The 20,749-nt window shown below is 60.7% G+C and carries 18 protein-coding genes; 15 read left to right on the top strand and 3 right to left on the bottom strand.

The features are described 5' to 3' along the window. Positions 1-108 precede the first annotated feature (108 nt). The 3 genes from rpoD to ACTIE1_RS14065 all read left to right on the top strand — a co-directional run bounded on the left by rpoD (position 109) and on the right by ACTIE1_RS14065 (position 3,422). On the top strand, positions 109-2,106 hold the full coding sequence (gene rpoD, locus ACTIE1_RS14055; RefSeq protein WP_439560816.1) for an RNA polymerase sigma factor RpoD: 1,998 nt from the start codon (positions 109-111) through the stop codon (positions 2,104-2,106). A 187-nt stretch (positions 2,107-2,293) separates the two neighbouring features. Further along, on the top strand, positions 2,294-2,653 hold the full coding sequence (locus ACTIE1_RS14060; protein ID WP_439560815.1) for a helix-turn-helix domain-containing protein: 360 nt from the start codon (positions 2,294-2,296) through the stop codon (positions 2,651-2,653). 337 nt (positions 2,654-2,990) lie between these two features. Further along, the gene (locus ACTIE1_RS14065; protein ID WP_439560814.1) at positions 2,991-3,422 is read left to right on the top strand and encodes a hypothetical protein; all 432 of its coding nucleotides are present in this window, start codon (positions 2,991-2,993) and stop codon (positions 3,420-3,422) included. Positions 3,423-3,532: 110 nt separating this feature from the next. On the opposite strand, the gene ACTIE1_RS14070 is transcribed toward ACTIE1_RS14065, so the two are convergent. After that, the gene (locus ACTIE1_RS14070) at positions 3,533-4,402 is read right to left on the bottom strand and encodes a hypothetical protein (protein ID WP_439563452.1); all 870 of its coding nucleotides are present in this window, start codon (positions 4,400-4,402) and stop codon (positions 3,533-3,535) included. 143 nt (positions 4,403-4,545) lie between these two features. Beyond that, entirely contained in the window at positions 4,546-4,884 is a 339-nt protein-coding gene (locus ACTIE1_RS14075; RefSeq protein WP_439560812.1) for a DUF6476 family protein, read from the bottom strand. On the opposite strand from ACTIE1_RS14075, the gene ACTIE1_RS14080 reads away from it, so the two are divergent. Continuing rightward, positions 4,883-5,941: an RluA family pseudouridine synthase gene (locus tag ACTIE1_RS14080; RefSeq protein ID WP_439560811.1), complete on the top strand. Its 1,059-nt coding sequence runs from the start codon at positions 4,883-4,885 to the stop codon at positions 5,939-5,941. The two genes, ACTIE1_RS14075 and ACTIE1_RS14080, sit on opposite strands and share 2 nt — an antisense overlap. 123 nt (positions 5,942-6,064) lie before the next feature. Continuing rightward, a complete protein-coding gene (gene rpoH / locus ACTIE1_RS14085; RefSeq protein ID WP_439560810.1) occupies positions 6,065-6,961 on the top strand; it encodes an RNA polymerase sigma factor RpoH in 897 nt (298 codons plus the stop codon). A gap of 389 nt (positions 6,962-7,350) precedes the next feature. Here the strand turns inward: rpoH and ACTIE1_RS14090 are convergent, their stop codons facing one another. After that, positions 7,351-7,575 carry a DUF1674 domain-containing protein gene (locus ACTIE1_RS14090; RefSeq protein ID WP_439560809.1) on the bottom strand — a complete coding sequence of 75 codons (225 nt, stop codon included), beginning with the start codon at positions 7,573-7,575 and terminating at the stop codon, positions 7,351-7,353. Between the two features lie 68 nt (positions 7,576-7,643). On the opposite strand from ACTIE1_RS14090, the gene ACTIE1_RS14095 reads away from it, so the two are divergent. The 10 genes from ACTIE1_RS14095 (at position 7,644) to ACTIE1_RS14140 (ending at position 20,603) form a co-directional block, all read left to right on the top strand. After that, positions 7,644-8,933, top strand: coding sequence for an RsmB/NOP family class I SAM-dependent RNA methyltransferase (locus ACTIE1_RS14095; RefSeq protein WP_439560808.1), 1,290 nt, complete (start codon positions 7,644-7,646; stop codon positions 8,931-8,933). A gap of 164 nt (positions 8,934-9,097) precedes the next feature. Beyond that, complete coding sequence (locus ACTIE1_RS14100; RefSeq protein ID WP_439563453.1) at positions 9,098-10,801, top strand: heparinase II/III family protein; 1,704 nt, start codon at positions 9,098-9,100, stop codon at positions 10,799-10,801. A 39-nt stretch (positions 10,802-10,840) separates the two neighbouring features. Continuing rightward, positions 10,841-12,430, top strand: a complete 1,590-nt coding sequence (gene purH, locus ACTIE1_RS14105; RefSeq protein WP_439560806.1) for a bifunctional phosphoribosylaminoimidazolecarboxamide formyltransferase/IMP cyclohydrolase — start codon at positions 10,841-10,843, stop codon at positions 12,428-12,430. A gap of 14 nt (positions 12,431-12,444) precedes the next feature. Continuing rightward, complete coding sequence (gene lspA, locus ACTIE1_RS14110) at positions 12,445-12,927, top strand: signal peptidase II (protein ID WP_439560805.1); 483 nt, start codon at positions 12,445-12,447, stop codon at positions 12,925-12,927. A gap of 98 nt (positions 12,928-13,025) precedes the next feature. Next, on the top strand, positions 13,026-13,559 hold the full coding sequence (locus ACTIE1_RS14115) for a DUF3035 domain-containing protein (protein WP_439560804.1): 534 nt from the start codon (positions 13,026-13,028) through the stop codon (positions 13,557-13,559). A gap of 150 nt (positions 13,560-13,709) precedes the next feature. Beyond that, a complete protein-coding gene (locus ACTIE1_RS14120; protein WP_439560803.1) occupies positions 13,710-15,062 on the top strand; it encodes a M16 family metallopeptidase in 1,353 nt (450 codons plus the stop codon). Beyond that, positions 15,059-16,366 carry a M16 family metallopeptidase gene (locus tag ACTIE1_RS14125; RefSeq protein ID WP_439560802.1) on the top strand — a complete coding sequence of 436 codons (1,308 nt, stop codon included), beginning with the start codon at positions 15,059-15,061 and terminating at the stop codon, positions 16,364-16,366. Before ACTIE1_RS14120 ends, ACTIE1_RS14125 begins: the two co-directional genes overlap by 4 nt. Before the next feature lie 39 nt (positions 16,367-16,405). Beyond that, on the top strand, positions 16,406-18,265 hold the full coding sequence (gene mutL / locus ACTIE1_RS14130) for a DNA mismatch repair endonuclease MutL (protein ID WP_439560801.1): 1,860 nt from the start codon (positions 16,406-16,408) through the stop codon (positions 18,263-18,265). Beyond that, positions 18,262-19,308: a DNA recombination protein RmuC gene (locus ACTIE1_RS14135; protein WP_439560800.1), complete on the top strand. Its 1,047-nt coding sequence runs from the start codon at positions 18,262-18,264 to the stop codon at positions 19,306-19,308. The genes mutL and ACTIE1_RS14135 overlap by 4 nt, the downstream gene beginning before the upstream one ends. Before the next feature lie 74 nt (positions 19,309-19,382). Then, positions 19,383-20,603 carry an FAD-binding domain-containing protein gene (locus ACTIE1_RS14140; RefSeq protein ID WP_439560799.1) on the top strand — a complete coding sequence of 407 codons (1,221 nt, stop codon included), beginning with the start codon at positions 19,383-19,385 and terminating at the stop codon, positions 20,601-20,603. Positions 20,604-20,749: the final 146 nt, after the last annotated feature.

Consider the following 20,749-nt stretch of genomic DNA (forward strand, 5'->3'; position numbering starts at 1 on the left):
AACACGTTTCTATTCCCTACATCAGGGTCAGTCCGCGCAGGTTGCCTTGTGATTCGGCGAATCGATTCGCAAGTCCGTATGCCTCGCCTTAGTTTTTCGGGAGCTTTCATGGCCGCCAAAGATACCGACGACACCAGACCCGATGATCAGGACAGCGAAGGCGGACAGATCGTCAGCCAGGCCTCGATCAAGCGCATGATCGCGCAGGCGAAGGAACGGGGTTACATTACCTATGAGCAGCTGAACAAATCACTGCCGCCCGAACAGGTCGCATCCGAGCAGATCGAGGATGTGATGTCGATGCTGTCGGAAATGGGCATCAATGTTGTCGAAGACGACGAGGAGGGCGACGAGCCGGAAGCCAAGGGCGGCGAGCTGGTGGAAACCGGCGGCTCTCGCGAGGTTGCGGTATCGTCGGGGTCGGGCGGAGAGACGCTGGACCGCACAGACGATCCTGTGCGCATGTATCTGCGCGAAATGGGGTCGGTTGAACTGCTGTCACGCGAAGGCGAGATTGCAATCGCCAAGCGTATCGAAGCCGGGCGCAACACAATGATCCTGGGCTTGTGCGAAAGCCCGCTGACTTTTCAGGCGATTACCATCTGGCGTGACGAACTTCTGAACGAAGATGTGCTGCTGCGCGACGTGATCGACCTTGAAACCACCTTCGGCAACGCGCTGGACGAAGACGAAGGCATCCCCGTCACCGAAGGCTTGCCCGACACCGCCGCCGCCGCCGCACCCAAGCGCGAGCGCAGCAACGAGCCGGAACTGGATGCGGACGGAAACCCGATTTCGTCCAATGACGACGACGAGGATGACGACGAACAGTCAAACGTGTCGCTTGCCGCAATGGAAAGCGCACTGAAACCGCGTGTTCTGGAAACACTGGACCGGATTGCGCGCGATTTTGAACTGCTGTCGGAAATGCAGGACCAGCGGATGAATGCCACCCTTCTGGAAGAAGGGCGGTTTTCTGACGCGCAGGAAGAAAAATACCAGAAACTGCGCGCCGAGATTGTGGAAATGGTGAATTCGCTTCACCTGCATAACAACCGGATCGAGGCGCTTGTTGACCAGCTTTATGGCATCAACCGCAGGATCATGTCGATTGACAGCGCCATGGTGAAACTGGCCGATCAGGCGCGCATCAACCGGCGTGAATTCATTGACGAATATCGCGGGTCCGAACTGGACCCGACCTGGTGCGACCGCATGATTGAAAAAGGCGGACGCGGCTGGCAGGCGCTGATGGAACGGTCGCGCGACAAGGTTGACGAATTGCGCAACGACATGGCGCAGGTTGGCCAGTATGTGGGCGTGGACATTCAGGAATACCGCCGCATTGTCGGTCAGGTCCAGAAGGGCGAGAAAGAGGCCCGTCAGGCCAAGAAGGAAATGGTCGAGGCGAACCTGCGTCTGGTGATCTCGATTGCCAAGAAATACACCAATCGCGGGCTGCAATTCCTTGATCTTATTCAAGAAGGCAATATTGGCCTGATGAAGGCGGTGGACAAGTTCGAATACCGCCGTGGCTATAAGTTCAGCACCTATGCGACATGGTGGATCCGGCAGGCGATCACACGGTCCATCGCCGATCAGGCGCGCACCATCCGTATTCCTGTGCACATGATCGAAACCATCAACAAGCTGGTGCGCACAGGCCGCCAGATGTTGCATGAAATCGGTCGCGAACCCACATCCGAGGAATTGGCAGAAAAGCTGCAAATGCCGCTGGATAAGGTGCGCAAGGTGATGAAAATCGCCAAGGAACCGATTTCGTTGGAAACGCCCATCGGGGATGAAGAAGACAGCCAGCTTGGCGATTTCATCGAGGACAAGAACGCGCTGCTGCCGCTGGATTCAGCCATTCAGGACAATTTGCGCGAAACAACCACGCGCGTTCTGTCGTCGCTGACACCGCGCGAAGAGCGTGTTTTGCGCATGCGCTTCGGGATCGGCATGAATACCGATCACACGCTGGAAGAAGTCGGCCAGCAATTCAGCGTCACGCGTGAACGCATCCGCCAGATCGAGGCGAAGGCGCTGCGCAAGTTGAAACACCCCAGCCGCTCGCGCAAGTTGCGCAGCTTTCTGGACCAGTAGGTCGCTGGGCAAAATTATCGGGCGCCGGGGAACCGCGCGCCCGATACGACTTGGTGTTTCAGGTTTCTGTCACACATCGCTTGCTGTTTGGCATCTCAGCCTCTATCACTATAAATATTGCAATTTTAAATTCTGTTAATTTCCAAGACCGTATAGATTGATAGTGCATTTGATAAGCGGGTAGCAGATGTCCGAGGTTGAAACCGAATCAGAAGTTTTCCGTAGAAATTTACTTTATTATATGAAATCGCGCGGCTTTTCGGCCGCATCACTTTCGCGCAAGGCCGGTTTGAACAATCGTGCTGTGAAAGATATCGAAGAACGCCGCACAGGTAGCCCCCGCATATCAACAGTGTTCAAACTTGCGCGCGCGCTGGAGGTGTCGCCGGAAATTCTGCTGGGCTTGCGCGATGACAACTCAACGGGTGGCCAGTTGAATGGTGACGCAGATCACCCTGTGGTTAACGGGTTTCTGTCGTCTCTTTCTCAATCAGAGCGAGAATCTCTTTTAGTTTCAATTCGCCACCTGATTCAGATTGGACGGTAAGCAGCGTTTCAAGAACCCACAACTCTAGCGGGTTCGCCGGTTGCGCCAGTTCTGCCCGATGGGAATTTTCACACATTTTTTTCTTGCCTTTATCGACGCAATGGCGTTGAATTCAAGGGTATCGAGTAGGGTTTCGCTGACTGCCTACGATGTCGACAAGGATATGCGCAACCCCAAGTTGATCAGTATCACGTGATCTCTTAGCCTGTAATACACTTTTAAGTTGTAAATGTGATAATTCACATGCTAGGATCAATACATAGACGTGTACGTTCAGGCACAACCTTAGCCTGTACCCTAATGAAAGATGGCACTCATGTATGACTATGGAAATGATATGAGTATTCCCCCGGTCCCGCGTTTCGACGGGGTGGCGGCGGCCTTCATGGGGTATAGTGACGATGCGCAGGATATGCAGAACTGGGTCTATGACCTGCTTCGCGTGAACATCATGGCGGTGTCCTACTCTGATCGTGCGCTTGATTGGCTGGTGAATAGTGGCATCACACTAGACTTTGTGATCGTCGATGTTGAGCATCTTGGCGGTGTCCACAAGGCGATGAATTTCTGCCTTGCGATCCGCGAGGCATTGCCGGACATGAAAATTATTCTGATATCTGATGATGTTAGCGGCGATGATTTTGGCAGCGAGCGTAGACCCGTATGCGATGGCACGCTGATGAAGCCGGTGTCCCAAACGCGCCTTCTGGATGCGATCCTGATTTGCGGGCAGAAGCAGCGCAGCCGCGCGGTTATCGAGTACGCCTGATTGCGACCGCGTCGAATTCTGGCGCGCCAGAATGCCGGAATGAAAAAATGCGCCCGACCGGGGCGCATTTTGTTTTGAACCAGCATCGATATGAAGGTTGAAGGACAAGATCAGCCTTCGGTCGTTTCGTCCTCGTCTTCGTCCTCGTCGATACTTTCGGCCAGTTGTTCTTCCGACATTTCGACCCAAAGACCGTCAATCGATTCGCCTACCTTGACGAATGCGCCATCGACAAACTGATATTCGGCGATTTTTTCACCGTCGGCATTCTGGATGTCGACCTGAGTCAGGTCTTTCAGTTCCAGATTTCTGTCTTCCAGATATGCCAATGCCTGTTCATAGGCGCTTTCAAGCGTGAAGTCTTCATCATCCTCACCAGCCTGAATGGTCAGGTAATACATGTAGTTCAGGCCGTTATCTTCCTCGACATCCAGAAAGAATTTGACCGAAGTCGCGTCTTCCGGCAGCTCGGAACCGGTTTCATCACCGTTGTCGTCCTCATCATCAATGATGTCATCATCGTCATCATCCAGATCATCGTCGCTGGGATCTTCGTCTTTTGCCAGCTTTTCACGCAGCAAGTCTGCTTTGGCCTTCAGCTTGTCAGCCGCGCATTCCAGCGCAAAGGCTTTCTTTTCGCCGATGGCTTCCAGTGCACCAGCTTTCTTGTCACCCAACGCGCTGAATTTTGCTGCAAATTTCTCTCCCAGGCGGCCACCTTTGCAGGAATAGAAATCGGCTTTCTTTTCATACAGGTCACGCACACCATCAGCTTTGTCCTGATAGTGATCGCGCACGCTGTCGGCTTTCGCTTCCAGCTTGGCGGCTTTGGCTTCCAGTTCCGCAATTTTCTTCTGGATCAGCTTTTCGCGCGCTTCGCTGATGTTGCAAACCTTCTGAACAGGGGCAGGCTTGACCACAGGCTTCAGGACCGACAGCTTGCTTGCCTTCACAGCGATTAATTTCTTGAATAACGACATGTTCCACCTCACAACAAAATTACTTAAAACTTCTTAAACATTGTCTCATTTTTGACAATATTCTTAATTGGAAACAGTCTGTTTCCGGATAATTCCGGTTTCGGCAGGCCGGCCCGTTCCGGCATATACGCAGGGCCGCGTTCCTACTGGCCCTGTTCCGGCCCGTTCAACGGTATCAGTGTCGCACTATGCGTCAGCGAGCCCGTGCGCCGGTCAAAGACAAGAAGTGTCTGGTTTTCGGTAACAATAAGAACCCAGTCGCGCGACAGGGTGACCGCACGCGCCGCTTCGTCCTGCGGCAGTGTTATATTGTCCGGCAAGGCAAAGGGGGCAGGGCTGCGGGCTATCTGGGTGACAAGCAGTCCGATGATGACTATGACGCCAAGGATCATCACGCTGGTCAATACCACGACCAGCCGTTTGACCAGACGCACGTCAGGGGATTGTCCTTCTGGCGGGGGCATATCCGGGGGAAGGGTCATGGCAGAAACGCCTTTCACACAATTGCAGGTCATTATCGGGCCGCAGCCACCTGCGCGCCTTGATAAGGCCTTGGCCCGCGATGTGCCAGAGGGCGCGGCGCTGTCACGCTCGCGGTTGATGCGCATGATTGCGGATGGCGCTGTCCGGCGTGACGGGGTTGTTCTGGACAATCCACGCAGCAAGGTCGCCGAAGGGGATGTGCTGGTGCTGCATGTCGTGCACGGGGCCGAGATTGCCACTGTCGCGCAGGATATCGCATTGGATGTGCTGTTTGAGGATGATGACCTGATCGTCATTGACAAGCCGGCGGGCATGGTGGTGCACCCCGCCCCCGGATCGCCCGACCAGACGCTTGTGAACGCATTGCTGCACCATTGTGGCGACAGCCTGTCGGGGGTGGGCGGTGAAAAGCGGCCCGGCATTGTGCACCGGATCGACAAGGATACAAGCGGGCTTCTGGTGGTCGCGAAATCGGACCGCGCGCATCACGGTCTGGCGGCGCAGTTTGAACGCCACAGCGTGAACCGGCGCTATCTGGCGCTGGTCTATGGCTGCCCCGATGCGGGCGACCCGCGCCTGCGCGGCGCGCGCGGCGTCAGCTTCGAGGCGTCCAATATCATGAAAATCACCAGCCAGCTTGCGCGCCACCGCACCGACCGCCAGCGTCAGGCGGTCATGTGGTCGGGCGGGCGGCATGCCGTGACGCGCGCGCGGGTGCTTCAGGCATTTGGCACACCGGCCCAACTGGCACTGGTCGAATGCTGGCTTGAAACCGGACGCACCCATCAGATCAGGGTGCATATGACGCATGCGGGCCATGCGCTGGTGGGTGATCCGGTCTATGGCGGCGGGCGGCGCAAATTATCCCCCAAGGCCCTGCCAGAAGACGCGATTGACGCCTGTGCGCGTTTTCCGCGTCAGGCCCTGCATGCCGCCACACTGGGCTTCATTCATCCCGTCAGCGGCGAAGCAATGGAATTCGCGGCCCCCTTGCCGCAGGATTTCGCGGCCCTGCTTGGCACGCTGCAAACCTCACCGGATCACACAACCGGGTGAGGAGTGTTTCAATCCCTCGCGCTTGTGCGTTTACTTGTTAGAAATGTATTTAACGTAGGTTTGCTTGAATTGTGACTGTGTCACGCATACCTGCAAAATCCGGCCGTGATAAGGAATCGTTCCATGAGCAGCTATGCAAATCTTCCAGCGCCAAGCCCCGAACAGGGACTGAACCGTTACATGCAGGAAATCCGCCGTTTTCCTATGCTGGAACCGGAGGAAGAATTCATGCTGGCCAAGCGCTGGGTGGATCATCAGGACACGGATGCGGCGCATAAGCTGGTGACCAGCCATCTGCGGCTGGCTGCAAAAATTGCGATGGGGTATCGCGGCTACGGTCTGCCGCAGGCCGAGGTGATCTCGGAGGCGAATGTGGGCCTGATGCAGGCTGTGAAGCGGTTCGACCCTGACAAGGGGTTCCGCCTTGCCACCTATGCCATGTGGTGGATCAGGGCCAGCATTCAGGAATATGTGCTACGGTCATGGTCTCTGGTGAAACTGGGCACCACCAGCGCGCAAAAGAAGCTGTTTTTCAACCTGCGCAAGGCAAAGTCCAAAATCGGCGCGCTGGAAGACGGGGATTTGCGCCCTGAAAATGTCGCACAGATCGCGCGCGAACTGAATGTGACCGAGGATGAAGTGGTCGCCATGAACCGCCGTTTGTCCGGCGGCGACAGTTCACTGAATGCCACCATTGGCAGCGAAGACGGGGCATCCAGCTGGCAGGACTGGCTGGAAGATGAAGACGCCAATCAGGCCGATGATTATGCCGAACGCGACGAACTGGAACTGCGCCGCGAATTGCTGGTCGAGGCGATGGACGCACTGAACGAGCGGGAGCGTGACGTGTTGACCGCGCGCCGCCTGAGCGAAGACCCCGTCACACTGGAAGACCTGTCGCAGCGATTCGAGGTTAGCCGCGAACGGATCCGCCAGATCGAAGTGCGCGCCTTTGAAAAACTTCAGGCCCGCATGCGCACGCTTGCGCGCGAGAAGGGGATGGTTGTTCCTGTGAACTGACCACAGGCCACGCGCGGGTAAGGAGAGGAACATTCTAAGGCGCGGAATCAAGGGCGCAGCCCGCCGCGCCATCGGCCGGCCGTCCCGCGGCCCGCCGATTTGGCTGATGGCAGGCCAAGCATTTATCGCAGGAGTATGCTGCCTGCATAAAGTGAACTACACCAACGCCGGAGCGGCAGACCCCGGCCCGCCGATAGCAAGGGCTTCACCCAAGCCCATCGCCTGCCTCAAGCCAGCGATACAAAAAACGGCACTGGGCGCGCGCGTAGTTGCCTGCGACTGGCGTAAAGGCATGTTGCGCAAACGTGGGAACCGGTTTTGAGCTACTCGAACATGCAAAACCAATAAGTTGGATCATGTCGCGTGAATGCGAACGAACGCGACAGGCGCTAGAAATCTACAGCGATACCCTTCTTCTCCCAATCGCCATAGCGCACGGGTTCCGGACCTTTGCGCCCGCCCAATTCGCGGGGGCGTTCGTCCGGCTGCGCGGCTGCGCGGCGGGCTTCTGCCTCGGCCAGTGCGCGTTGGGCGGCGGGCGGCAGGGTGGCACGCCGGTCGGTTTCGGAAGCTGCATCTGTTTCGGGTGTGGGTGTTGCGTCTGTCGGGGACATGTGGGGCCTGCTTGTCATATCACTTCCCCTGATATACCCCGATTGCACCAAAGGACAAGAAACCGTTCATGCCTCAATCTGCCACACTTGCCCCGCGTTCTGCCGCACTGGACCTGATTTCAGCCGTGTTCGAACACCATCGCAGCCTGTCCGAGGCCCGCGTCACGCCCGAAGGCAGGTTTGCAGCGCTGCCCCCTGACGGGCGCGCGCGCGCTGCGCGGCTGGCGCAGGACGCGTTGCGCCAGATGGGGCGGGCGGATCACCTGCTGCGCCGCGCCTTGCGCAAATCGCCGCCGGAAAATGTCTTATGGGTGCTTCGGCTTGCAACGGTTGAAATGCTGGCCTTGGGCGCGCCTGCGCACGGGGTCATCAATGACGCGGTTGCGCTGACACGCGGCTGGGCGGGGGAGCCGAAACTGACCGGTCTGGTCAATGCGGTCTTGCGCCAGATGGCACAGCACAGCGCGCAGGATTGGGCGCAAACCCCCGTGCCGCGCCTGCCTGCATGGTTGCGCGGGGCGCTGCAAAACGCCTATGGCACCCAGATCACCCAAGCGATCGAGGTTGCGCATCAACAGCCCGCCCCGCTGGATCTGACGCTGCGTGACCCCGCCGGTCCGCCCGAAGGGCTGGATGCGCAGCTTTTGCCCACCGGCAGCCTGCGCCTGCATCAGGCAGGGCAGGTCAGCGCCTTGCCCGGTTTTGACACTGGCGCATGGTGGATTCAGGACATGGCCGCCAGCCTGCCTGCGCGCCTGTTGGGCGATATGCAGGGCCTGTCGGTGCTGGATATCTGCGCGGCACCGGGGGGCAAGACCATGCAACTTGCCGCAGCCGGTGCGAAGGTCACAGCGCTGGATATTTCCGGCCCGCGGCTGGTGCGGCTGCACGAAAATCTGGCACGCACCGGGCTTGCGGCCCATGTCGCGCAGGGCGATGCGCTGCATTGGACCCCCGACACCCCTTTTGATGCGGTTTTGCTGGATGCGCCCTGTTCGGCCACAGGCACAATCCGGCGCCATCCGGAAGTGCCCCATCTGCGCAGCCGTGCCGATATCAAGGCGCTATGTGCCTTGCAGGGCCAGTTGCTGGACCGTGTGCTGGACCCCGCTCAGGGGCTTTTGCGTGCTGGCGGGCGCGTGGTCTATTGCACCTGTTCGCTGCTGCCCGAAGAAGGCGAGGCACAGGCCAGTGCCGCCATGGCGCGCCATAATGTTCAGGCCCTGCGCGTCGATCTGCGCGGCCTGCCTGACGCGTGGCGCACGCCCGAAGGGGGTATTCGCACGCGGCCTGATTACTGGCCGGAGTTTGGCGGTATGGACGGGTTCTATATGATAGTTTTGCAACATATAGGGTAATTTGACTTGCCGCCCGCAAGACTTGCGCGCAAAGGCTGACAAAGCGCCGGGATCTGGGCTATTCTGCACCGCAACAAGCGCCCCCGAAATCAGAGTGTGATTCCAGACAGGTCCGGTTCCCAGTGACGCAGTTTTCAATGACAGGCACACAACAGGTAAGCTTCATGGACCGGCTTGCCGCGCGTTTGCTGGCCCGCGGGCAGCCTGTGACCGCGCTGGTTGCCCATCCGCAACCGCGCGGCACCGGACAATTCGCGCGTGGCAAACAGATGCTGGCGGGAAATTTCCTGATGGCCGGTGAATTGCTGAAACATGATGGGGCGGTACCGTTTCAGGCGGTATCGGGCGTTGCGATTGATGCGTTGAACGGGTTTGACTGGCTGGATGATCTGGCCGCAGTTGGCGACCAGAACGCACGCAGACTGGCACAGTCCGGACTTGCGGACTGGCTTGCGCGCTACGGGCGCGGGCAGGGGCCGGGCTGGACAGCGGGCGTGGCAGGGCGCAGGCTTATGAACTGGCTTACCCATGCAATCATGTTGATGCAGGGACAGGACAAGGTGTTTCAGGACCGTTTTCTGCGCGCATTGTCGCATCACGCGACCTTTCTGGCGCGGCGCGCGGGCAGGGCCGCGCCCGGCCTGCCGCGAATTACGGCGCATGCGGGCCTGCTGTTTGCCGCGCTGTCGCTGGAAGGGTGGGAACGGCGGATCGATCCGACCGCGCGTGCATTGGTGGCCGATTGTGACCGCCAGATCGGCGCGGATGGCGGGATTGCCACGCGCAGTCCCGAAGATCTGTTGCAGATTTTTGTTCTGCTGTCATGGGCGGCACAGGCGCTGGACGAACAAGGCCGCGCGGCGGACGGGCGCATGCTGGGGGTGCTGGCGCGTGTGGCAGGTGCGCTTCGTGTTCTGCGCCATGCAGATGGCGGGCTGGCGCGGTTTCATGGGGGCGGGCGCGGAAACGAGGCCGACCTGATGGCCGCCCTTGCCGTGCATGATGCCCTTAGCGCGCAGCCCCCGAAGGGCACGGCAGGGCAGGCCATGGGGTTTGCGCGCCTGTCGGCAGGGCGCAGCACGGTCATCATTGATGCGGCCGCGCCACCCGTTGCGGCGGCCGCGTCGCGCGCACATGCGTCCACACTGGCGTTTGAACTGACATCCAACCGGCGGCCGGTCATTGTTTCATGCGGTGACGGCACCAGTCTGGGCGTTGACTGGCAGCGCGCCAGCCGCGCCAGTGCGTCACATTCGACGCTGTCCATTGACGGCTATTCCTCGGCGCGGTTCACTGGCACGGATCGCAACCGGCTGAAGCTGACAGACGGGCCGCGCACGGTCGGCTGCGAATTTCGCCATACATCCTATTCCCGCGCGGTCGCCCTGTCGCATGACGGGTATCTGGACACGCACGGGCTGGAGCATACGCGCTTTCTGGACCTGTCGGCAGATGGCCGCGTCCTGAGTGGCGAAGACATGCTGCTGTCGGGCGGACGGGCGGCGCGCAAACGCTTTGACGATGTTCTGGCGCGCACGCGCGGCGCGGGTATCGTCTACAGCTTGCGGTTCCATCTGCACCCCGAAGTGGACGCTTCGGTGGACATGAACGGCACGGCTGTGTCCATTGTGTTGCGGTCGGGCGAAATATGGGTGTTTCGCGCCGATGGCCATGCCCTGACGCTTGCGCCGTCTGTCTATCTTGAAAAAGCGCGCCTGAATCCGCGCGCAAGCTACCAGATCGTGTTGTCCTTGCGCGCGCAAGACTATACCAGCCAGGTGAACTGGGTTCTTGCAAAAGCGCAGGATACCCCGATTGCCCTGCGTGATACGGCGCAGGAAAACCCGCTGGCTGTGCCCGACCTGTAGATGCCGACCCGTAAGACCTGACCAAGGATGCCTTCCCCCATGACTGACCTTGCCCCATTGAAGCGCGCATTGATTTCCGTTTCCGACAAGACCGGCCTGATTGATCTGGCCAAGGCACTGGCCGCCCGCAAGGTCGAGCTTGTCTCGACCGGCGGCACCGCGCGCGCCTTGCGCGAAGCGGGGCTTGCCGTGCAGGATGTGTCGGACCTGACGGGGTTTCCCGAAATGATGGACGGGCGCGTGAAAACCCTGCATCCGGGCGTGCATGGCGGTTTGCTGGCGCTGCGCAATGATGAAGCGCATGTGGGCGCCATGGTCGCGCACGGGATCAAGGCCATCGATTTGCTGGTGGTGAACCTTTATCCGTTTGAAGAAACCGTTGCGCGCGGCGCACATTACGCAGAAGCGATCGAGAATATCGACATTGGCGGCCCCGCAATGATTCGTGCCGCCGCCAAGAACCATGATTTCGTGACTGTCGTGACCGATCCGGAAGATTACCTGCCGCTGCTGTCCGAACTGGACGCGCAGGATGGCAAGACGCGGCTGGCCTTCCGGCGCAAGCAGGCGCAACGCGCCTATGCGCGCACAGCCGCCTATGATGCGGCCGTGTCCACATGGATGGCGGGCGCCATTGACGATGCCGCGCCGCGCCGGCGTGCCTTCGCGGGGACATTGGCGCAGACATTGCGCTACGGCGAAAACCCGCATCAGGCGGCCGCCTTCTACCGTGACGGGTCCGACCGCCCCGGCGTGGCCACAGCGGTCCAGCATCAGGGCAAAGAGTTAAGCTATAACAACATCAACGACACTGATGCCGCCTTTGAACTGGTGTCGGAATTCCTGCCTTCGGACGGACCGGCCTGCGCGATCATCAAACACGCCAATCCTTGCGGGGTTGCACGCGGGGCAACATTGGCCGAAGCCTATGCGCGCGCCTATGACTGCGACCGGACATCGGCGTTTGGCGGGATTATCGCGCTGAATATGAAGCTGGATCTGGACACTGCCAAGGCCATCACCGGCATATTCACAGAAGTCGTGATCGCGCCCGCCGCCGATCAGGCCGCAATCGACCATTTCGCCACCAAGAAGAACCTGCGCCTGCTGACCACCAAGGGGCTGGCCAATCCCGCCCTTGGCGGGCTTGCCTTCAAGCAGGTCTCGGGCGGGTTTCTGGTGCAGGACCGCGACAATGGCATGATTGGTCCCGATGATTTGAAAGTGGTGACCAAACGTGCGCCCAGCGATGCGGAACTGGCTGATCTGCTGTTCGCATGGAAAGTGGCCAAGCATGTCAAATCCAATGCCATTATCTATGTGAAGGACGGCGCGACCGTGGGCGTGGGCGCGGGCCAGATGTCGCGCGTGGATTCCACACGCATTGCCGCGCGCAAGGCACAGGACATGGCCGAGGTGTTGGGGCTGGATACAACACCGACCGAAGGGTCGGTCGTGGCGTCGGATGCGTTTTTCCCGTTCTCGGACGGGTTGCTGACCGCCGCCGCCGCAGGCGCGCGTGCCATTATCCAGCCGGGCGGGTCCATGCGCGATGACGAAGTGATCGCAGCCGCCGACAAGGCGGGCCTTGCCATGGTCTTTACCGGCCAACGCCATTTCCGGCACTGAACGGGGCTGGGGCAATGCGCATCGCAATCGGGGTTATGGCAAGTGTTCTGGTGGCCGATCAGGCCAGCAAATGGGCCGTTGTGGACGTCATGGGCTTGCAGCAACGCTTGTTCATTCCGGTATTCGACCCCTATCTGAACTTTGCGATGGCTTGGAATACCGGCATAAATTTCGGGCTTTTCAGCTCTGGCAGCTGGACGGCCCGCGCGGTTCTTATTGCGATTGCACTGGCCATTTGCCTATGGGTCTGGATGTGGGTGCGTCGTGACGGGGCGCGGAAATGGATGCAGGTTTCGGCAGGGTTGCTGATCGGGGGCGCGCTGGGCAATGTGATTGACCGGTTGCGTTGGGGCGCGGTCGCTGATTTCATCAACATGTCTTGTTGCGGACTGCAAAATCCGTATTCTTTCAACATTGCGGATGTTGCGGTCTTTGCGGGTGCGTTTGGTCTGATCCTGTTTTCCGGACGTGCTGAAAAAGGCAAGGATGCAGACTAAAGCGCGAATTTGTGCTTTGGGGTTGCGACAGGGCGTGACGTTACGATTGGAATGCGCTAAGACCAAGCGCGAACGGTAGAAGTGAAGGGGGTAGGGCGATGGCAGTCAGGCAGGTGGTTTTCGCAGCCCTTGGCGCGTCCGTGCTGGCATTGGGGGCCTGTTCGGACTCCAGTGATCCGATATTGATGCATGCAGGCGCACAGGATCGCGGCCCTGATGAATTTGCAATCCTGCCCACACTTCCGCTGGAAATGCCGGACGATCTGGCGGCCTTGCCAGCGCCAAATCCGGGCGGTGGCAACCGTGTTGACCCGCAGCCGCGCGCCGATGTCGCGCGCGCATTGGGCGGCAGCCCTGCGGCGGCGCTTAATCCCGGTGTGGCTGATGGCGGTATCGTCAATTACGCCAGCCGTTTCGGCCGCAGCGGCGATATTCGCGCCCAACTCGCTGCCGAGGATCTGGAACACCGCCAGCGCAATCGCGGGCGACTTCTGGAACGTGTGTTTGGCGTGAATGTCTATTATGACGCCTATGAACATATGTGGCTGGACAAATACGCCGAATTGGAACGCTGGCGCCGTGCAGGGGCGCGCACGCCGACGGCGCCCCCGCGCGAATTGCTGGAAAACTGATCCGCGCCTTCCCCGGTTCGGGGTATTTTGCAAACCGCATCCGTCAGGTCTGACGCGGTAACAACCGCGTTGGTCCCCCTTGAACCTGTGCGCGGTGGCAGTACCTTCTGCGGCAGTTCAGCTATTCCGGCCCAAAGGTATGCGAATCCTATGTTTTTCCGACTGACAGCTTTTTTCGTGATCGGCCTGTTGGCACTGCGTGTCGCCAATGCGGAGCCTGTAACCCACACCACATTGGATAACGGGCTGGAGGTCGTCATCATCGAGGACCGCCGCGCCCCCGTGGTGGTGCATATGGTGTGGTACAAGATCGGCGCCGCGGATGAACCGCCGCTGCAATCGGGTATAGCGCATTTTCTGGAACACCTGATGTTCAAAGGCACCGACACCATGGAATCGGGGGAATTTTCCCGCGTGGTCGAGGCCAATGGCGGGCGCGACAATGCCTTCACCAGTTGGGATTATACCGGCTATTTCCAGCGCGTCGCATCGGATCGTCTGGAATTGATGATGCAGATGGAAGCCGACCGCATGGTCAACCTGTCCTTCACCGAATCCGACTGGCTGCCCGAACGCGCCGTCATTCTGGAAGAACGCGGGCAGGTGCTGGAAAGCCGCGTGGGCGGACAGTTCAACGAGGCCATGATGGCCACACTTTACAAGGCGCATCCTTACGGCACTCCCATCATCGGGTGGCGCCATGAAATGGAAACCCTGACCGGTCAGAATGCGATGGATTTTTATGACCTGCATTATGGCCCGAATAACGCGATTCTGGTGATTGCGGGCGATGTGGACACCGAAGACGCGCTGGACATGGCGCAGCAGATTTATGGCCCCGTGCCCGCCAATCCCGACATTGCGCCTGTTATCCGGCCCAATGAGCCGCCGCATCTGGCCGAACGCCGGCTGGTGTTTGAAGATGCGCGCGTCGGCACGCCATATGTCAGCCGCATGTATCTGGCACCTGTGCGCCGCGCAGGCGACCAGTCGCAGGCGGCGGCCCTGCAAATGCTGGCGGCACTTCTGGGCGGCAGTTCCACCACATCGGTTCTGGAACGGCGCTTGAACTTTGAACAGGGTATCGCACTGTCCGCATGGGCCGGATATAATGGCATGGCGCGTGATTATGGCACGTTCAGCCTTGGGATTGCGCCGGTGGACGGGGTGTCACTGGAGGATGCGGAAGCGGCCCTTGACGCAGCCGTGGCCGATTTTCTGGAAGACGGTGTCGATCAGGCGCAGTTTGACCGCGTGCGCCGCCAGATCAGGGCGTCGGAAATATACGCGCTGGATGATATGCAGGGGCGCGCGCGTCAATATGGTGTCGGCCTGTCCGTGGGGCTTGGCGTCGATGATATTTCGGGCTGGGTTGACGCGCTGGACGCCGTGACCCCCGATGACGTGATCGCCGCAGGCCAGTTTCTGCTGGACCGCCGCAATTCTGTCACCGGCTACCTGACCCAACCCACCGCAAGCAGCCCATCCGAGGTGACACAATGACCCGTTTGCTGGCCCTGACCGCTGGTCTGTTCATTGCCCTTGCCGCCCCCCTGCGTGCCGAAGTGTCCATTACCCCTGTCACATCGGATTCTGGCTTGCAGGCATGGCTGGTCGAGGAACGCAGCATTCCTTTTGTGGCGCTGGAACTGATTTTTGCGGGCGGCGCAACGCTGGACGGGGACGCCACCGCAGGCGCGACCAGCCTGATGACCGCGCTTTTGTCCGAAGGGGCGGGGGATATGGACGCCCAGGCCTATGCCGCCCGCAGCGAGGAACTGGCCGCGCGTATCAGCTTCGACTCGGGGCGCGATACAGTGTCCGTCTCGGTGCGGTTTCTGACCGAAGATGCGGATGATGTGATTGACCATGTGCGCACGGCGCTGATCGATCCGCGTTTCGATGCGGATGCGGTTGAACGGGTGCGCAGTCAGATGCTGTCGAAACTGCGCCGTGATGCGCTGGACCCCAACACGCTGGCGTCGCAAGCTTTTGCGCAGGCGGCCTATGGCGACCACGCCTATGGGCGGGCCAGTGACGGCAGCGTGGACACTGTGGCCGCGCTGGATGTCGCGGGATTGCAGGCGGCCCATCAGGGGGCGATTGCGCGTGACCGTGTGTTCATTGGCGCGGCAGGCGATATTGATGCCCCCGAACTTGCACGCCTGATTGACCGCTTGTTTGACGGCATTCCCCAAGAAGGTGCGCCTGTTCCGGAGCGCGCCGAATTTTCCGCCCCCCCGGGGATAGCGGTGATTCCCTTCGATGGACCGCAATCCGTCATTGCTTTTGGCCATGATGGCATTGCCCGCGACGACCCCGATTTTCTGACCGCTTTCGTCGTGAACGAAGTGTTCGGCGGTGGCCGCTTTGGCACAAGGCTGATGGAAAGTCTGCGTGTCCAGCGCGGCCTGACTTATGGGGTGGGCAGCTTTCTGGCCGCAGGGCTGTTGGGCGAAAGCTATCAGGGGCGCATGTCCACGGATAATGCGAATGCCGCCGCGGCGATCGATCTGTTGCGCGAAGAATGGGCGCAAATTGCCGAAAGCGGCATCTCGGACGACGACCTGTCGCGCATCCAGACCTATTTGACGGGCGCTTACCCGCTGCGTTTTGACGGCAATGCCGCGATTGCATCCACCATGGCGTCGATGCAATATCAGGGCTTCGATATTGATTATGTCAATATCCGCAACGACCTGATTGACGCGCTGACGCTGGATCAGGTCAATGCCATGGCCGCGCGCCTGTTTGACGCGGATGCGCTGCATTTCGTCGTGGTGGGCCAACCCGAAGGGCTGGAATAGCGCCTTGGCAGGGGCGCGGCACCCATGCTATGTTGTGGCATGAACACCGCGCACCGCAATATACGCCCCGAGATCCGCCAGCTTGACGAAGCCTGCGCCAACCGCATCGCGGCAGGCGAAGTGGTGGAACGGCCTGCATCTGCGGTCAAGGAACTGGTGGAAAACGCACTTGATGCGGGCGCGACCCGCATTGACGTGGCTTACGGTGATGGTGGCAAGACCCTGATACGGGTGCGCGATGACGGGCATGGCATGGCCCCTGATGACCTGCCGCTGGCGCTGTCGCGCCATGCCACCTCCAAGATTGACGGGACCGATCTGCTGAATATCCGGTCCTTCGGGTTTCGCGGCGAAGCGTTGCCCAGCCTTGGGGCGGTGGGGCGGCTGTCCATCACCTCGCGCAGTCAAGGCGGGGATGGCGCGCGCATTACCGTCAATGGCGGGCGCGTGGGGCCGGTCCGGCCCGAGGCCGCACAACACGGCACGCTTGTGGAATTGCGCGACCTGTTCCATGCCACGCCCGCGCGGCTGAAATTCATGCGCTCCGACCGCGCCGAGGCACAGGCCATCGCCGATGTGCTGAAACGTCTGGCCATGGCCGAACCCTATGTCAGCTTTACCCTGACCGATGTGTCCAATGACACCCCGCGCCAGATTTTCCGCGCCGATGCCGCCCAAGGCGCGCTGTTTGACGCGCTGGAAGACCGGATGGCCGCGATTCTGGGCCGCGAATTTACCGACAACGCCATCCGCATTGATACGGAACGCGACGGGCTGCACCTGACGGGGCTTGCGGGCCTCCCTACCTATTCGCGCGGGGCAGCCGTGGCGCAATATCTGTTCGTCAATGGCCGCCCCGTGCGTGACAAGCTGCTGGTTGGGGCGTTGCGCGCGGCCTATATGGATTTCCTGTCGCGCGACCGCCACCCTGTTGCCGCACTGTTCATAACCTGCGCGCCCGAACTGGTGGATGTGAATGTCCACCCTGCCAAATCCGAAGTCCGTTTCCGCGATCCAGGGCAGGCGCGCGGGCTGGTTGTCAGCGGGTTGCGCCACGCGCTGGCCAATGCGGGGCACCGCGCCTCCAGCACAGTTGCGGGCGCAATGCTGGGCGCGATGCACCCGCAAACCGCGCCGCCCGCGCCGTATCATCAAGCGCCCTATCAAATGGACCGCCCGTCACCACAGGCCCGCGCCGCCAGCTACCAGTTACAGGCCCCGTTCCAGATGGATGATGCGCCCGCTGCCTTCTGGTCGGGGGCCGAGGCGGTTTCAGCACGCCATGAAGCGCCGGAAACCACTGTTCCGGTGCCCGATGATGCGCCCCTTGGGGCCGCGCGTGCGCAGTTGCACCAGAACTATATCGTCGCGCAGACCGCGCGCGGCGTGGTCATCGTGGACCAGCACGCCGCACATGAGCGGTTGGTCTATGAGCGGCTGAAACGCCAGCGTGCCGAAAGCGGTGTTGCCGCGCAGGCGCTGCTGATCCCCGAAATCGTTGAACTGCCCGATGCGGATGCCGCGCAACTTCTGGCCCTGTCGGATGATCTGGCGACGTCGGGACTGGTGATCGAGGCATTTGGCGGCGGCGCAATCGTGGTGCGCGAAACGCCCGCACTTCTGGGTACAGTGGATGCGCGCGCGCTGATCCGCGACATACTGGACGACCTTGCCGATCTGGGCACAAGCCAAAGCCTGCAGGCGCGCATTGACGCGGTGCTGTCGCGCATGGCCTGTCACGGCTCGGTGCGGTCGGGCCGTGCCATGCGGCTGGACGAAATGAATGCCCTGCTGCGCGAGATGGAGGCAACGCCCCATTCGGGCCAGTGTAACCACGGGCGGCCCACCTATGTCGAACTGGGCCTTGATGATATTGAAAAGCTGTTTGGTCGCAAATGACCATTGACTGGAACGACCCGCTGCTGATTGCGCTGGCGCTTGGCGTGGTTGCGGTTCTTGTGCTGTGGCGCGTTCTGCGCGCGGTTTCCGGTCTGTCGGGGCTGGATGCGCGCCTGTCCCGCCTGTCGGACAGCCAGAACCAGCTTGCAGGCGGGCTGGCGCATGTTGCCCAAAGCCAGACGCAGGTGATTGGACTGGTCGAGGCGCGGCTGGCCGATATGGGGCGCTATATGGGCGACACATTGGCGGGCAATGCGCAAACCACGGCAGACAGCATGGGGGCCTTGCGCGAACGGCTGCAAGTCATTGACGCCGCACAGGCCAAGATTGAGGCGCTGTCGGGCAATGTCCTGTCCTTGCAGGATATCCTGTCCAACAAACAGGCGCGCGGCGCATTCGGCGAAGTGCAACTGGAAGCGTTGTTGTCTGACGCCCTGCCGCCCGATGCCTTCAGCCTTCAGGCCAGCCTGTCGAACGGGCGGCGGGTGGATGCGTTGGTCCATATGACCCAACCGCTTGCCGTGGACGCGAAATTCCCGCTGGAGGCGTATCAGGCGCTGACACGCGCCCCAGATGATGCGGCGCGCGTGGCGGCGCGCCGTGCACTGGCACAGGCCATGCGCGCGCATATCAAGGCAATTTCCGAACGCTATATCCTGCCCGGTGAAACCGCAGATGGGGCGCTGATGTTCCTGCCATCCGAGGCGATTTACGCAGAACTGCATGCCAACCTGCCCGATGTCGTGCGCGACGGGTTTGCGGCCAAGGTCTGGATTGTGTCGCCCACCACCATGATGGCCACACTCAATACCCTGCGCGCCGTGATGAAAGACACCCGCCTGCGGTCCGAGGCGCGCGCCGTGCGCCGTGAAGTGCAATTGCTGGTCGAGGATGCAGACCGCCTTGGCGCGCGTGTGGCCAAGCTGGAAAGTCATTTCGCGCAGGTACAAAACGACCTGTCGGGCATTCGCATTTCCGCCGACAAGATCACGCGGCGTGGCGCGCGGCTGGATGATTTCGATTTCACCAGAACACCGGAATGACAGACCCGCGCCCCCATTGAACCGCCTGCGCATCAGGCTAGGTATGGGACCGATATGACAAGGGGGCAGGGCGGATGCGCGACCAGACTGCAACGCGCGCTGCGGGTCAGGCGCTGCTGAATGATTTTGTGCCGCGTATGGGGCGGCATTACACCGCGGGCCGGAATTTTGACTACGGGCCGGACCGGCACCGCGATGTATCCGGCCTGTCGCCCTATCTACGCCGCAGGCTGGTGCTGGAAGAAGATGTGGTCGCCGCCGCATTGGCGGCGCATGGGCCCGAGCAGGCAGAAAAATTCATTCAGGAAGTGGTCTGGCGCGGGTATTTCAAGGGCTGGCTGGAGCGCCGACCCGCAATCTGGGCCAGTTACCGCGAGGGCGTGTTGCATGATCTGGCCGTGCTGGAACGTGACCGTGGATTGCGCCGCGCTGTAGCCGATGCAGAAACAGGCACCACCGGACTGGCGTGTTTTGACGCATGGGCGCGCGAACTGGTGCAAACAGGGTATCTGCACAATCACGCGCGCATGTGGTTCGCCTCGATCTGGATCTTCACATTGGGGCTGCCGTGGCGGTTGGGGGCGGATTTCTTCTTGCGGCATTTGCTGGATGGCGATCCTGCGTCAAACACGCTGGGCTGGCGTTGGGTGGCGGGGTTGCATACGCGCGGCAAACCCTATGCGGCGCAGGGCTGGAATATTGCAAAATTCACCGGCGGGCGTTTTGCCCCGCGTGACAACGAATTGTGCCGTGATGTGCAGGGCTTGGAGGGGAGTGAACCTGACGGATTGCCCGCCGTTGCCCCTTTGCGGCAGCCCATAGCGCCGGACCCGCGTCACCCCGCTGTTTTGCTGATCACCGAAGAAGATTGCCGGCCAGAGGATTTTGACCTTGGCCCCTATGATATTCGCGGCGTGGCCACGCTTGCGGGATCGCATCTGCGATCATCGCAAAGCGTGTCACCTGCCGTGACAGCGTTTGAAGACGGCGCATTGCACGACGCCGCACTGCGTGTGGGGGCGCCGCATGCGGTGGCCTTGCGCGCGGGCAGGCCGGAGGATCTGGCACGTTGGGCCACTGACGCAGGGGCGTCGCAGATCATCACAGCCTATATCCCCGAAGGCCCGCTGCGCGATTGGGTGCAACAGGCCGTGCCCGCGCTGGATGCAGCGGGCGTCCGGCTGTGCGAATGGCAGCGCGGCTGGGATCTGGCCATCTGGCCGCATGCCACAGCGGGGTTTTTCAAGGTGAAGAAGAAAATTCCCCAGATCATCCACCAGCGACACCTGTTGTAGCTGTGGTGTGCAATCGCGGATGCAAGTGTAGGGCTGCTGGTGTTTGCCTGTTGCGGACGTTCGGGGGGACGCGAAGTGCCCGACCGCGGGGGGGCGCTCCCACGATTTTGGCGGGCAGTTTATGCTGCGGCTTATTGCGACGGTTC

It is taken from the genome of Roseinatronobacter sp. (assembly GCF_051859525.1).
Taxonomy (GTDB): Bacteria; Pseudomonadota; Alphaproteobacteria; order Rhodobacterales; family Rhodobacteraceae; genus Roseinatronobacter.